Below are 15871 nucleotides of genomic sequence, written 5' to 3' on the forward strand. Positions count from 1 at the left end.
TTCATGATTCATACACCGGAGGGGGATGGGGAAGTCATATGTTCAGATCGTTCGGCCGCAATATCCGCCTAGTCCTGGTGTTGTTCATTACTGTCTATATTGTCGCTTCGAGCTTCATTCTGTACCGTACTATGGAGCATAGAAGCCTTGACATGCTGCGGCAGCTATCCGTTCAGTACACTGGCCAGCAGCATAAGAATACACTTCTGTTCATGAACTGGCTGGAGGAGACCTCGAAGCTTATATCCAACAACCAGGTGGTGCAGAATGCGCTGAAAAAACCAACATATGACGGGGCAATCTCTCCGATACTTGAGGGCATACGTTCTTCCAGTAGTGACATTCTCGGCATTTACATTTGGGGAGAAGCAGGGGGAACTTACTCCTCAAGCAATGTTTCCGGGTTGCTGCCCTTTGCAGAGATCAAAAAAGAACCAGGGATGGAACAATTTCTAAATAACCGAGAGCAGGCTTTGCGCTGGACGGTGCTCAACCGGGAGCATCTAATGAATGCACCTTCGGATCTGCGCGACCGTCTGTTACTTGAAGTAAAAATTCAGGGTTCGATGGGAGACATCCTTGGTCTGCTCTCGCTCGAAGTGGAGATTGACAAGCTTTACAGCTTCTACCTATCTGGCGAGAATACAATCTACGGGGGAAATGAAGTTTACCTACTGACCGGAAACGGGAAGCTATTGAGTGCTGCCGATGTCCCGAAGGAGCGCCTGCAGGAGATCAAAGCAGCACTAGTTACTTCGGAAAAAGCTACCTTGGCTGAGCCAGTGACACAGGGTATCGATCAAAATAGTACAGGCAGAGGTGATGCAGATCTGCTGGAGCGGGAAACGGCTGACGGCCTGATTTTGCTCTATCCACTACCGGAATCGGCAGAGCGGATTGTCACCTATATCTCAGCAGATGGCATGAATGCAGAGCTGCGAACGTTTAAGTATTTAATGCTCGCCCTGAACATCGTAGTGTTCATAGTGTTCTGGCTGCTGATCTCAGTGCTTAGCGGCAGTATAGTTAATCCACTGAAGCAGTTGTACCTGAAGATTAATTCAACAATGAAAGACTAAGATAAGATGGAGTCTGAATCATGAAAATCGCTAACCGAAGTGTATTTCATACATCTAGCGTGGGCAATAAACGGATGAAGTAAGATATAGTTGTATTCAGTACACTTATTATTCGGAAAGTTAGTTGCTGCCAACAGAATTGGAACGTATAGATGTACCAAATACACTTAAACTTCTGCTCGCTGCAAAAAAAGGGTGCTTTAGCTGTATTAAATACAACTAAAGCACCTATAATTCTCGAAAGTATCTTTAATTTGCCACTACTCAATCGTCTTTTTAAGCAAAGTAGAAGTCCCGCCTACCCACTCAAAAAGGATCGATTTCTTTGTTATGTCCGCATTTATAAACTAAATTCGCTAATTGGGCAGTTCCTTCTTCAAGTTGATCGTAACTGTGGTGCCTTGCCCCGGTGTGCTGGAGATACTTAAACCATATTGAGGACCATATTCCAGTTTAATTCGTTCGTCCACATTTCTTAGTCCATACCCGCTCTGAAACAACACATCTTCCTTGGCTTGGCTAAGCGTCGCACCGTTGGAAAATCCCACCCCGTCATCAGTCACTGTGAAGCGAATCTCATCTGCCACTAATTCGCCTTTAATCCAGATTCGGCCCATCCCGCGTTTCTCGCTGATGCCGTGTTTGATCGCATTCTCTGCAATAGGCTGAAGAATCAGCTTCAGAATGCGAACCTTGCGCAGCGATTCCTCAATCTCGTATTCAATCTCGAACTTATCCGGAAACCTCATTTGCTCAACTGTCACAAAACTCTGCACCAAGCGGATTTCTTCGTCCACGGTCACGAACTTGTCGCCTTTATGCAGGCTGATTCGAAAAAAGGTAGCTAATGAAGAAATCAGCCGTTCGATATCGGGCTGCTTCTTCAGTCGGGCAATCCAGGCAATTGCATCCAGTGTGTTGTAGAGAAAATGGGGATTGATCTGTGATTGAAGTGCGGTCAGCTCAGCTTTCCGTTGCTTTTCTTTCTCCTCATCTTTCTCCAGCATTAATTGGCTGATCCGCTCCACCATCTGATAGTAGCTGTTCTCAAGCTGAAAAATCTCATCAACCTGACCGCGCTGTTCATAAACAGCGGCCAGATCTTTTTTGCCAAACAGGCTCAGCTTCTTCTTCAAGTTCAGCAGTGGACGGGTGATTTTGGCTGCCAGATAGAAGGAAAAAATCAGCAGCACAATAAAGGTAACGCTGGCGAACAGAAGCGCATTTTGATTGCCTTTGGCGATTCCCGAGAGCAGTTTGTGATTGGAAATCACACTGGTGAATTCCCAGCTGACCCCAAGTGTCTCCAACCGGGGATTCAAAGGATAAGTAGCAATGATGTAGGAATTTCCGTTATCTGACCAGGTACGATAGCCTTCTTTTTTACCTGGGCGAAGAGGGGCGTTTTCCTCCAAAAAATTGCCCAAGAGCCGTTTGTCGGGGTGAGAAATAATCCGATTGTCGGAAGTCAGGAAGGAGTAGCCGATGCCAGTGAAGCTGGAGGAATACAGGTCCGCCAAAGCAGCCTCCCTGACATAAATGATCACGACCCCGATATTTTGTCCAGTATTGAAATTGCGGAACTGCTGGCCGAATGGAATATACGCATTGCCTTCTCCATCCCGTTTGATCTCACCGACAACAGGCATGCTGCTCTCCTGAATGCGTTTGATGAACAGGGCTTCAGGCACCTCCAGCATCTGCTCCTTAGACTGGTAAGAATAAAGCATATTATCGTTGGTGCTGATAATCACGTTACCCACCAGGTCGTTCTGGGCCAGCATACCGTCGATGATAGCTCCGATTCGCGATTCCTTATCAGCTGACGGCAGGGAATCATTATTGATGATTTGGTAGATATCACTGTTCACCAGAAACCGCAGAAACAACATTTGAATGTCATCGACCATGAGCTCCACGCTAAGCCCAATTTGGCGCTGAGTCTGAACGACATGGCGGTACAGATCCTTTTGCAGGTAGGTATAGGAATAAAAATTGAAAATAACGAGCATCAGCACCAGATGCAGAGACAGTCCTGCTAACAGAACAACAACAATCCGGCTTTTGATCTTGAACCGCCTCATCCAGGAATCCATCCGGTTGGCTAGTCTCCGCTTACCCATAGGTTTTTGCATATTCACTCGGCGGGATGCCCGTCATTTTTTTGAAGATCTGGCTAAAGTATTTGGAGTCGGTGAAGCCGACCTGATTGCCAACCTCGTACACCCGATACTTCGGATTGCGCAGCATACGTTTGGCCTCCTCGATACGGTATTCCGTCAGACATTCGTAAAAGGTTTTGTTCAGATCTTTACGGAACAGATGCATCAAATGGGTTGGACTGACGAAGACCGCCGCAGCAACCATCTCAACGGTAATGTTTCCGGCATAGTGCTCCCGGATAAAAGCGAGTGCGTCCCTGATTTCGCGCCGGCACCGAGCTCCAGCCTCTTCTTCAGCATACAGCACACGTTCTATGCCAGAAAGGGCACGCTGCGCAGCAAGTACAGCCTGCCGGTATGAATCTACGATCCCGTTCCATTCTCCCGCAGGTTTACCTATGCCGACGCTTAAGGCCTGGCCGAAGTGCTGTTGGCTCCATTCAGATAGTTGTTTGCCCAATTTTCGTGCAGAATCTCCGGCCAGCTCTGGTTCCCCGGTCCGAAGGATCATAACCCACTCCAGATGGCTGTCCCGGAATAGACACAGTTGCTCAAAAGAATGCGCTTCCAGAATAGTCGCCGCTGCATCCTCCAGCGCTTTGCCTACAGTATTTCCTTGAAGGCCGTTATCAGGAGGAAAGGTAATGGACAGCGGTAGGATAGCTTTTCCAGGTTCCAATTGCAGTTCCAGTAATTTTATCTTATTTGAAATAAACTCTTCGTCATGCAGTTGGTCATGCAGCAAATCCTGCCAGAACTGCTTGGAGATCGAGGCCATTTCCTCATTAAGCTGTGAATACCGCTTGGAGAGTTGCTTTTTGCCAAGGATTTCATCCCCGACGCTTCGAACTGTATTTGCAAGTTCTTCTATATTAATGGGCTTTAGCAAATAGGTGGAGGCGCCATAACGCAAAGCAGCCTGCGCATATTGAAATTCGTCATAACCGCTGAGCACGACAATCCCTACGAGCATGTCCTGTTCCCGTATTTTTTCGATGAGCTCAAGACCGTTCATATACGGCATACGAATATCGGTAATGATCACATCTGGACGGTGCTGTAGGGCAAGCTCCAATCCTTCCTCGCCATTGCTGGCTTCTCCTATGATCTCGACGTTGTATTCTGCCCAGTCTATGGTCTGGGTGATGCCCATGCGGACCAGATATTCGTCATCCACTACAAGCGCTTTCAACATTGGCTTCACCTCGAAGTAGTTTCTAATATGTCTTACAGCCATTATAAACATGAAACCTCTTAAAGAGGAGGTATAATTTCTGAGGTTGTCAGGATCGCAAACGATTTCGCAGTATGTTCCCCGGTGACTCTGCGCAGTGACTGCCACGTAGCGTAAGGATCAAACATTTCAACAGCTTCGCAAACCGTTTCATAGGATTCCATCCTAACTTTTGCAAAATCCACTGTGATAGACTTTAAGCGTAAAAGAGCAGTAAGCGCTTTTATAAACATAGAGAGATCGAAATTGAACGTTGTAGGAGGAGTACACTAGATGCAAGATTCATTTATTCCATTTGGGTTTCAATATTACCGTTCCCCGACCCCCTTCCGTGATCAATGGGAACAAGACCTAAGCAATATTGCCGGACAGGGCTTCAATTGTGTGAAATATTGGGTACAATGGCGCGCGAGTGTGTCCAAAGAAGGGACCTATCATTTCGATGATATTCAGGAGCTAATGGATATTGCGCAGAGGAATGGTTTGAAGGTCATTTTGAATGTAATTTTCGACGTGGCGCCGGCCTGGTTCTATAAAAAATATCCTGATTCCAAAATGATTACAGCGGACGGTTCCATTCTGGAACCAAGGGCGATTAACTGCCGCCAGATCGGCGGAGCGCCGGGGCCCTGTTATCATCATGCAGCTGCCGCCGAAGAAAAGGCAAAGTTTCTGGCGGAGACGGTGAAGACTTTTAAGGATCATCCGGCGCTCTGGGTCTGGGATTTATGGAATGAGCCTGAACTAACCACAGGAATCAAGCGCAAGCTGTCTTTTGACAACCAGGTGTGTTATTGCGAGCAATCGCTGTGGGTGTTCCAAGAATGGCTAAAAAATAAATATGTTACTTTGGAAGCTCTCAATGAATCATGGCAGCGGACTTACGGAAGCTGGGAGGAAGTAGAGGCACCGCGTGGACAAGGCGTATTTAATGATCTGGTGGACTGGCGCCTGTTCATGTCCGGTACTTTAACGGATGAGCTGCGGAGCCGGGTAGATATAGTGAAGTCACTGGATCTTTTGCATCCTGTTATGGCCCACACTGTGCCCGCCCCTATCTTTAATATGATTACAGCGGGTTCGGACGACTTCAAGCTGGCTGAGCCCTGTGACTTGACAGGCAATAGCCTTGGGTCCTCGGCCTGGTCTGCTGATCTACTGATCTCTGCCGCCAAAGGTAAACCCATTATCAATTCGGAGATTCATGCTTTGCCAGGCAATACTGCAATGAAGCCGCGTCAGCCGGACCTGCGGGAAATGAAACGGCATATTCTGACCCCGCTCGCTCGTGGCATCACGGGATATTTGTTCTGGCAGTACAGACCAGAGATATTGGGACAGGAGGCCCCTGCATGGGGCAGTGTGTATTTGGACGGAAGTCCAACCCCATGGTACAAGGATATGGCTCATCTAAATAAGCTGGTGCAAAACAATAAGCAAGAGCTGATGCATGCAAAACGGCGCGGAGACGGGATTGCCATTCTGTTCAGTCCGCAGAACCAGGTTGCTAACTTTGCGGCACATGATCATCTGGACACCTACAACGATTCCTTACAAGGCGCCCATAAACTACTGCATGAGCTCAATTATAAAGTTGAATTTCTGCATGAGACGGATGTTAACGAGAAGACACTGGAGCAATACCACTGCTTGTGGATGCCTTATCCTCTATATTTGAACCGCAAACTGTGTGACATCCTACGCGAGTGGGTGGAAAAGGGCGGGATCTTGATTTCGGAATGCTCGTTCGGTGCACTTCAGGCAGAGAATGGCTGCCACAGCTATACGGTGCCCGGTTATGGATTTGACCAGGTGTTCGGGGTCCGTGAGACTTGGATTCATTCCGCTGAGAACCTGGATCACAGCTATCATCAGGTTGCGTTCGAATCACGGACAGCGATTCCGTTGCGGAATGTTATGGAGCACAGCAAGGCGGAGGAATCGGCAGCAGACGATACGGCGCACGGATCCTATTACAAATCGGATATCGAGCTGGAAAGCCATGTGAAGGTACTGGCTGAATTTGCCGAGGACCGCATGCCTGTGTTGACTACCGCCGCTTATGGCAACGGGCGTGCCGTATGGTTCGGTACCTTGCTTGCGGCTGCCTACTGGCAGGATGGACATCCCGGAACGCTTCAGCTGGTGCGGGATCTATTACAGAAGGAACTAAAGCTGCAGCCGTATGTACAAGCAAGCGGCGGTGTCCGCGCGGATCTCTCCGAGTGGGAAGGTGAGCAGGACCGAGGGGCATTTCTTTATGTTCATAATGAAGGGGATATGGCGGTTAAGGCTGACGTTACGCTGGGTATTGTTTATACTTCTGTCGAACCGTGGTTTGATGATGGCAGCGCTGAAATTCAACCAATGAATCTATTGAAACCCACAACTACAAAACTGACTGTGCGGGTGGAAGCTGGAGATGTTCAAGTATTCCGATTATCTTAACCGGTATCAGTAAAGAGCGGAGAATATAGAGCCGGTGAAAACTGGCTAAAGGAGTGTATCTATTTGGGTTGGTTAGATTATGTAAATCCATTACAGGGGACGGAGTCAGATTTCCGGTATTCACATGGCAATACACTGCCACTTACAGCGATGCCATTTGGTATGGCGGCTTGGTGCCCGCAAACCTATGAAGCAGGTGGAACCTGGTTCTTCCACCCGCGCCATCGCCACCTAGAGGGCATCCGGCTGACCCATCAGCCCAGCCCGTGGATCGGAGATTATGGGCATCTGATCCTGTTGCCGCAGACAGGTCCACTGCTCCTCAGTCCCGGTTCACGTTCTTCTTCCTTCAAAACGGAAGAGATGCAAGTGTCCCCTCACTATTTCGATGTGTTTCTTCAACGTTACCGCACCCGGCTTGAGCTGACTCCAACCGAACGTTGTGCAGCGATAAGAATAACTTTCGCTGAGAGGCAGCAGAACAGGCTTATTATAGCACCTCTGAAAGGTGAGTCACATCTCACCTTCCAGCCGGATAAACGTAGAATCACCGGCTACACAAGAGGCCATACCGCCGGGGTGCCCGATAATTTCGCGATGTATTTCGTGTTCCAGTTCGATAGGGATTTTCACATGGAGGAGTCGGGAATCTTTAACGGAGATTATCAGCCACTGGGGACCCATGAAGGGACTGGCGAACGACTGGGCGCTTATGTAGGAATAGCTGCACCGGAATCTGGCATAGTGGGAGTGAAGTGCGGGACTTCCTTTATTAGCGGAGAGCAGGCGCTGCTTAATCTGAACCGAGAGATTGGGGAAGACGGCTTCGGAGAGATCTTGAATAGAGCAGAGGCAAGCTGGGAAGAACGGTTGGGGCGCATTGTTGCTGAAAGCGCAGATGAAGAGAACCTCCGCACCTTTTACAGCTGCATGTACCGAATCTGCCTGTTCCCGAGAACGTGGCATGAATATAACGAGCAGAACGAGAAAATCCATTACAGCCCTTTTAATGGCAGCATCTGCCAGGGTCCAATGTATTCGGATATCGGGCTGTGGGATGTATACCGAACCAGCCTTCCTTTATACAGTATCTTATTCCCATCTTTATTGGGTGAGATTATGCAGGCGTGGACATTGGCATACAAGGAGAGCGGCTGGCTGCCAAAGTGGCTGTCACCAGGGGAGCGCAGTGCCATGCCAGGCACACTGATTGATGCCGCAGCTGCGGATGCCGTGGTTAAGGGCATCGGCGGATTTGATACAGAGGTACTGTATGAAGGTCTTCTGAAGCATGCAGATCGTCCATCAGTGGACGAGAAGCTGGGCAGAAGGGGCCTTGAATTGTACTTGCAGCAGGGTTATCTGCCGCATGACCGTTTCCATGAAAGTGTAAGCAACACGTTGGATTATGTATACGGAGATTTCTGTATTGCGCAGATTGCCAAAACACTTGGCAAAATGGATGATTATGAGCGTTTTATGGCTCGGGCACAGAATTATAAGCTGCTGTTTGATCCAACAGTTGGGTTTATGAGAGGTCGCAATGAGGACGGTACTTGGCAGGAAGCATTTGATCCTCTGGAGTGGGGTAATCCGTTTTGTGAAGGCGGGGCTTGGCAGGGGAGCTGGGCTGTGCCCCACGACTTCCCGGGACTAGCCGGGCTGATGGGCGGTGAAGAGGCTTTTGTCCAGCGTCTGGATCAGTTGATGGCTGAGGAACCTGTATTTAAAGTGGGATCCTATGGTTTGGAAATACACGAAATGTCGGAAATGGCCTCCGCCGATCTGGGGCAGTTTGCCATCAGCAATCAGCCGAGCTTCCACATTCCTTATATATTTGCCAGACTCGGTGTGCTGTGCAAAACGCAGTATTGGGTCCGCAAAACCATGGCCGAACTGTTCAGCAGCCAGATGGATGGTTTACCCGGCGACGAAGATAACGGCAGCATGGGTGCTTGGTTTATTTGGAGCGCCATCGGCCTGTACCCGTTAAGTCCCGGAATTCCTGAATATGTGCTCGGCAGCCCGCTTTTTGATAAGGTAACTATTCAGCTTGAAAATGGGCAGCAATGGATCATTGAAGCAGAGAACAACAGCCCCGCCAATGTGTACAGCAAATCGGTCCACTGGAACGGATCGCTATGGGAGCACCACTCTCTGTCACATGACGAGATTGTCAAAGGTGGAGTCTTGAATTTCTGTATGTTTTCGGGCACAGATCAGTCTTAAGAACAATGCAAAGCAGTCTGGAAAATTCCGGACTGCCTTTGTTTTTATTAGATGATTTTACAATCAAAAAAAATTGAGGAACACACTGAATCAGTGATGAATGCAAATCGACTTTTCTATAAATCACTCCGATCCCGTAATTGCATGGATATCATGCTTGATATACAACAATCTGCTGCTCAATCCCGACAAACGCGCTGAATTCCTGCACATTGTACAACATTCCACGTTCGAATACGTAACTTCTCTATTCTCCGACAGCATTTTTTTATAGGGCGAAAACTGGGCTTTACGGTCAAATCGTGAAATGGCAAACCATTTCGCAGCTTTCCCGCCTGTTATTTCAACGTAAACATGTCTAATATCGAAGAGAATGAAAGCGCTTAACATCGAGGATGAGAGAGGAGGAAATAACTTATGACTCTAAAACTTCATTCCAAAAGAAATCAGCTAATCGTTATTCTGACCGCTCTGTTAGCAGGAAGCCTGCTGCTGATTGGTGCGAAGAATATGCAAGCTCCACAAGCAGAAGAAATGCTTCTGACCCTTAACGGGCAGGAGGCCACAGCAGCGGAGTTCAACTGGCATCTTCAAATGAATCGGGCACTGATTGTTGATTATTTTAAACAAACTTACAACGCCGACTATTCAATAGACTTCTGGTCTGCCTACTATTCCGGCGAAAATCCAATGCAGAAATGGATCAATACAGCTCAAACTCAGCTTTTGACGAAGCGGATGGAGCTACAGCTTGCTCAAGAAGCAGGAGTCGTAACGGATATCAGTTTTGAAGGTTTTCTCAAGGAGATGGAGCGCGAGAATAATCGGCGGAGTCAGGCAGCAGCGAATAAGGAGGTGGTGTATGGTCCTCTTCATCTGGAGGCGCAGGCCTATTTCAATTATTACATGAGCAACCTTGAGGATGCCACGATTGAGGCCATGCGCAGTAACGGAAGTATCGTGATTTCAGACGAACAGGTGAAATTGGAATATACAGCAAATCTAATTGCGAAATATTCTCTGCCGGGAACGATTCGTCTGGAATGGGCAACGCTTTCCTTTGGCCCAGAAACAGAGTACAAAGATCAGCAAAAAGCCTTAGAAAGAATGGAAAAGCTCCATGCAATAGCAACAGCGACAGCAGCAACAGATTCTTCAGGCACAGGCTTCCAAGACCAGGCAAAAGAGTTTGGCGTAAACGTTGGCGAGGTGAAAATAACAAGTGCTTCACGGCGAACAGCAGCTCTGGAAAATCCAAAGGCATTGCTTACCGCAGAGCAACTGGCGCCGGGAGAGTTTAGCGGTTTGTTTACTGAAAATGGGGCTATCCACCTACTTTACTGCCTGTCGGCAGATGATGCAGCTATTCAGCCGTTCGATCATGTGAAGGATGCCATCGCACTGAATTTGGCGCAGCAGAAGTATAGATCCATTGTGGACGAAAAGCTGTCCGAAGCTGTCGTGGAATGGAATTACCCGATGGCTGAAGATCTCGCAAACCATACCATCCAATAAATGTTCAAGGGGGAATAATACAATAATGTTCAAAAAACTCGCAAAATCACTGCTTATAATGGTGCTGATCTTCACAGCGGTGCTTCCTGTAATGGGCGTTTCTGCCCATGCTGAAGAGACGAATGCCGATGATTTCTCAACCCTACCGGCAGCGGAACACAGGTCCGAGAACTGGCTAATTGACAGTAGTAATCCTCAGTTTTTCGAAGGAGATGCAGCCCGGCTGGTCAGAACCTCCACGGAGACTGGCTATGCCATTTACACTTTGACTGGAGTTCAGTCGTTTACGCTTCAAGCATATTATTTCTCTGGTTCCACGGCTGTTATCAAGTTCTACGGATCGCCAGATGCAGATATCTGGACGGAGCTTCCAGCCATCAACGACAGTCCCACCGCAACCGGTTCTGGCTGGTACGGAACAGTATATACACCCTCGGGGGCGCTGCCGGATGGTGTCAATTATGTCAAAATTGAAGTCAGTGGTGACCTCGATACCTGGCTGATGCAGCTTGGGCACCTTACGCTCTCCAATGTGTCGCTTGCACCAAAAACGATTGTTGATGAGCTTGACGACATTGCACAGCTTTATGCACACAGTACAAATTGGTCTTTAGATACAAGCAATCCCGCTTTTTTTGGTGGAGATCATTCTCGTGCGGTGAGAACAGCAGACTCAGCAGAATCACTCGTGTACCATTTGCATAATCTGCAACATTTCACAGCCCGCATGCATTCCTTTGCCGGGTCTAGCGGGACTATCAAGTTCTATGGTTCGGCGGATGCATCCACTTGGACAGAACTTTCTACTGTTCATGAACCTCCACAGGCCACTGGTGATGCGGCTTGGACCGGGACGAATTATACTCCGGCACAGGGGATTCCTTCCGGACTTCATTACTTAAAAATAGAACTTAGCGGTGATTCCGCACCCTGGCTGATGCAACTAGGATCGGTCACCTTATCCAACCGCTTGCCTGGAGATGGAGGGAGCAGCGGTGGAGACGGAGAATATTATGTGGATTCATTTGCAGGCAGCGACAACAACGATGGAAAAACACCGGAGACTGCCTGGAAGACCTTTTCTATAGTGAATCAGACTACCTTTGAAGCTGGGGATCGTATTTTGTTAAAGAAGGGTGGAATCTGGAACGAACAATTATATCCTAAGGGCAGCGGCACAGATGAAGAACCGATTACAATATCTGCCTATGGGAGTGGAAGCAAACCGATTATCAACGGTGGAGGCATGGCCGGAGCAGTTGTATACCTACGTAACGCCTCGAACTGGGTGATTCGGGATCTTGAGGTCACTAATTATGCTTCCGAGAGGGGAACTGTTTACCGGGAAGGTATTATGGTGGAGAATGCTAATGGAGGAACATTAAGTAATATCCGCATTCAGGATAACTATGTCCATGATGTATCAAGCAGTTTCCGTTATCCGACGGTTTCCGGAGCCGAAGGTGGCCCGCATGCGTTTGGAGGTATCTCCGTATATGTGGGCGGAACGACGGGCACGGACAAGTTCGATGGGGTATGGATCGAGGGCAATACAGTGGAACGGATAGGCCGGACCGGTATTGTGGTATGGGATCAGCGTTTTAACGGAGCAGACTATGCTACGGTCAATGTTACGATCCGTGGAAATTATGTCAAACAAGCCGACAGCGACGGTATTCTCACCTTCGGTGCGGATGGAGCGGTGATTGAGCATAACATAGCGGAGGAAGGCGGAAATTATTCCGAAGAAGGCGAGTTTAACGGCTCTGCCGCAATTTGGCCGACTCGCGGCAAGAATAATATCGTCCAGTTCAATGAGTCTTTTAACACGAACAAACCAGAGGGAGATGGTCAGGGCTTCAATCTGGATATCGATACGATGGACAGTGTGGTTCAATATAATTACAGCCATGGCAACAAAGGCGGATTCATGCTTTTTGTCGATGCCCGTTTGACTCCGGAAGTGCTGACAGGCTCCTCTAACAATGTAGTCAGATACAACATCAGCCAGAATGATCTAACGCATACGTTTAATTTTGCAGGCGGGGTTACGCCAGATACACAAATCTATAACAATACTATCTATATCGGAGCTGGGCAAAACACCAAAATTATCGATCATGAATGGGATGACGCAGGAAATATTAACGCTCCATATTCTTTTAGGAACAATCTGGTCTACAACCTTGGTCAAGGAGGTTATAATCTGCCAGGGGTGAACGGTAGCTTCGACCATAATCTATTATATGGCAACCATCCAGTAAGCGAGCCGGAAAATACCAATCCTATCACAGCAAATCCACTCTTAGTTGCTCAGGGCACCGCCGGAATTGGTTGGAATACAGTGGACGGTTACAAGCTGAGAGAGGGGTCACCTGCACTTGGGGCCGGTACCATCATTGCAGACAACGGTGGGCGGGACTACTGGGGCAATCCCGTTTCAGCAGCAACTCCACCGAATATTGGAGCTTATAATGGACCCGGACTTGATCCTGCTACTCTTCCAGAAGCCCCTGTAGATGATCTGCGACTATATTTTCAAGGTTTAAAAATTGCTCCTCATATTACAGATGGTAATAACGGCGGCATGTCGCTACAACTTCAATTTACGAACAGTTCCAGTGTGGATCCTCTGAGAATTAAAAAGATTTCCTGGACCCTAGGGGAAGAGACTGGTCAGATCAGCGGTAGTGAATCGCAATTGTCTGAAATTGCCCCAAATAGTGGATTTACTTATTCAATTCCACTTCCGGGATTCTCTGAAGGGGTTAAATATCCTCTTGAGTTGACAGTTGACCTTGAAGGTTATGAGACAGTTCACCTCAAGCAAAACATAGATATTAACCGGATGCAGCATCAGTCCGATACACGAAGTCCAGCTCTGATTGATCTTGCGGACGGAACCCCTTTGCTCAACGGATATAAGGGTGCGGATGATCTTAGTGGAACAGCGCAACTACGCTGGGATGAAGAACACATTTATTTGACCGCCGATATCCGCGATGATGTATTCAGCCATAATGCCGCCGGGATTAATATTTGGCAAAATGACAGTATTCAGTTCAGTCTTGCTCCCGGTGTACCGGGCGATAGTCAATCCTGGTATGAATACGGAATCTCGCAAACCCCAGAGGGGCCGCAAATATATCGTTGGCTGTCCATGAAAGGTGCAGCTACCGGAGTGTTGACTAAGGGAACTTTAAGTGTGACCAGAGATGAGGCGACCAAGGTTACATCATATGCACTGGCACTACCTTGGAGCGAAATAAGCCCGATCCGTCCAGCGGCGAGCGATATCTTAAGCTTCTCCATGCTGGTTAACGATAATGATGGCGCGGGTCGAAAAGGATATATTGAATGGGGATCAGGCATTGGCGCTGCGAAGGACGCCTCACTTTTCCGCACCTTCCAGTTTATGAACGTAGAAGGTGAAGAAGAGACCCCACTGAGTGATAATGCCGATTTGAGCGTTTTGAGTATGGACGGTACAGACATCCCTGGGTTTGACCGTAAGAAACTGACCTATACAATAAATGTGCCCTTTTCCAAGACAGCGGTGGCTGTAACTGGGACACCTTCTGATGCAGAAGCCAAATTGACGGTAACAGGCGGAAGTGAGCTTAAGGTAGGAGATAACAGAATCGATGTTAAAGTTACCGCTGCGAACGGCATAACAACTAAGACCTACACTTTGAATGTAGTGCGGAGTGAAGAAGGTGGGGGAACAGATACGCCCGGCAATTCGTCCGGCAGCAATAATAGTGGCAACACAAATGAGAGTAGTGGAGGAAAAATAGTTAATCCAGTGAATATAATTTCAGCGGGCCGTATTCGCATTCAGGGTTCACCCGGTGCTGAAGGAATGAAAATTGCACAGCTTCCCACAGGAGAACTCCAAAAAGCGATGAAGGGAGTGCAAGATGGAGCTTTAGTACTTGAGCTTGCTGAAGAGGATGCGACTGCCAGTGGTGTGGCTTTTCAAGTGCCCGTTCCCGAACTAAAAGATAATGTTACTTCCCTAACTGTAAAAGCAGGTGCTGCCACAATAACACTTCCAATTAACACTTTAGGTGAGAATATTCCAGAGGGTGCCCGGCAGTTGGAGCTATCTATCCATTTTGTTGATGCGTCAACCCTTCCAGTTGCCTTACAAGAGAAATGGAAAACGCATGCTTTGTTCCGGATCTCAATGACGGTAGACGGTAAGTCCAAAGAAACATTAAGCCCTTCTGCGGCAATGAAGGTATCATTTGGATATGAATTAAACCCTGATGAAGTCCCACATCAAGCCATCGTCTACTCTGTTACCGGCGAGGGAGTGGCCGAAGTGGTCAAAAACTCCAAATACGTATCAGGAACAGGCAAAACAACGTTTACAACAAGGGATTTTGGACTCTATGCTGCAGCTAATGCAAATATCCACTTCTCCGATGTTGATTCAGGCTCCACAGTCATCTTGGAAACTTTGGCTTCCCGTGATCTTATTCATGGCACAGGCGGGGGCAAATTCGAGCCTGCCCGGCAAATTACAAGAGCGGAATTTGTTCAACTGTTAGTATCAGCGCTAGAACTTCAAGCCGAGAGTAGCAGTACTTTCAAAGATGTGAGTTCAAATGCTTGGTATTACCAAGCTGTCTCAACAGCTCAGGCGCTAAAGCTTGTTAACGGACGTAGCGAAGGCGTATTTGCCGCAAAAGAACCTATTTCCCGCCAAGAAATGGCTGTTATTCTGTTTCGCGCTCTGAGCTTAACTGCTCTCCAGTCGGATATCTCCGGCAAGGCAGCAACTTTTGCCGATGAGAATCAAATCGGTTCTTACGCGATGGATGCGGTTGAGTACCTGCGGGAGACAGGAATTGTCAACGGTTATACCGACGGTACCTTCAGACCACTGAGCCTGACCACACGTGCGGAAGCCGCTGCTTTAATTTACAGAGTAATGGAATTGTAAGCACCAAAGAAGAGCTAGAGCCAAGTTCACTTGGCTCCAGCTCTTTTTGCTTACAAAGTGTTTATTAATAGGTGGCGAAAGATCTAATAATTAAAAATGTTGTTTCCTTTCACATGTATCCATTAACAGCTACAATTATTAATAAATATCTTTTGAAGTAAGGAGTGGTAAACATGGAAGAATAGCATTTATCACACTAATCACAGGACGCTATTCAGCCACTTATTTCTGTTATTAAGGATCGTTGGGTTGG

The 15871-nt window shown here is 47.8% G+C and carries 7 protein-coding genes; 5 read left to right on the plus strand and 2 right to left on the minus strand.

From position 1 onward, the window contains the following. The first annotated feature begins 38 nt into the window (after window positions 1-38). On the plus strand, window positions 39-1079 hold the full coding sequence (locus tag NSQ55_RS15165) for a hypothetical protein (protein ID WP_339167786.1): 1041 nt from the start codon (window positions 39-41) through the stop codon (window positions 1077-1079). Window positions 1080-1435: 356 nt separating this feature from the next. On the opposite strand, the gene NSQ55_RS15170 is transcribed toward NSQ55_RS15165, so the two are convergent. Then, window positions 1436-3214, minus strand: coding sequence for a sensor histidine kinase (locus NSQ55_RS15170; protein WP_081393989.1), 1779 nt, complete (start codon window positions 3212-3214; stop codon window positions 1436-1438). Then, the gene (locus NSQ55_RS15175) at window positions 3195-4478 is read right to left on the minus strand and encodes a response regulator (RefSeq protein WP_076309437.1); all 1284 of its coding nucleotides are present in this window, start codon (window positions 4476-4478) and stop codon (window positions 3195-3197) included. The genes NSQ55_RS15170 and NSQ55_RS15175 overlap by 20 nt, the downstream gene beginning before the upstream one ends. Before the next feature lie 270 nt (window positions 4479-4748). Between NSQ55_RS15175 and NSQ55_RS15180 the strand changes: the two genes are divergently transcribed. The 4 genes from NSQ55_RS15180 (at window position 4749) to NSQ55_RS15195 (ending at window position 15618) form a co-directional block, all read left to right on the plus strand. Further along, on the plus strand, window positions 4749-6923 hold the full coding sequence (locus NSQ55_RS15180) for an alpha-amylase family protein (RefSeq protein WP_280752979.1): 2175 nt from the start codon (window positions 4749-4751) through the stop codon (window positions 6921-6923). 63 nt (window positions 6924-6986) lie between these two features. Beyond that, window positions 6987-9152 (plus strand): GH92 family glycosyl hydrolase, encoded by a 2166-nt coding sequence (locus tag NSQ55_RS15185; RefSeq protein WP_280752980.1) that lies wholly within the window; start codon window positions 6987-6989, stop codon window positions 9150-9152. Between the two features lie 417 nt (window positions 9153-9569). After that, on the plus strand, window positions 9570-10667 hold the full coding sequence (locus NSQ55_RS15190; RefSeq protein ID WP_339167796.1) for a hypothetical protein: 1098 nt from the start codon (window positions 9570-9572) through the stop codon (window positions 10665-10667). A 25-nt stretch (window positions 10668-10692) separates the two neighbouring features. Next, the gene (locus NSQ55_RS15195; RefSeq protein WP_339167798.1) at window positions 10693-15618 is read left to right on the plus strand and encodes an S-layer homology domain-containing protein; all 4926 of its coding nucleotides are present in this window, start codon (window positions 10693-10695) and stop codon (window positions 15616-15618) included. The last annotated feature ends 253 nt before the right edge of the window (window positions 15619-15871 follow it).

Source organism: Paenibacillus sp. FSL H7-0943 (assembly GCF_037963265.1).
GTDB lineage: Bacteria > Bacillota > Bacilli > Paenibacillales > Paenibacillaceae > Paenibacillus_AQ > Paenibacillus_AQ odorifer.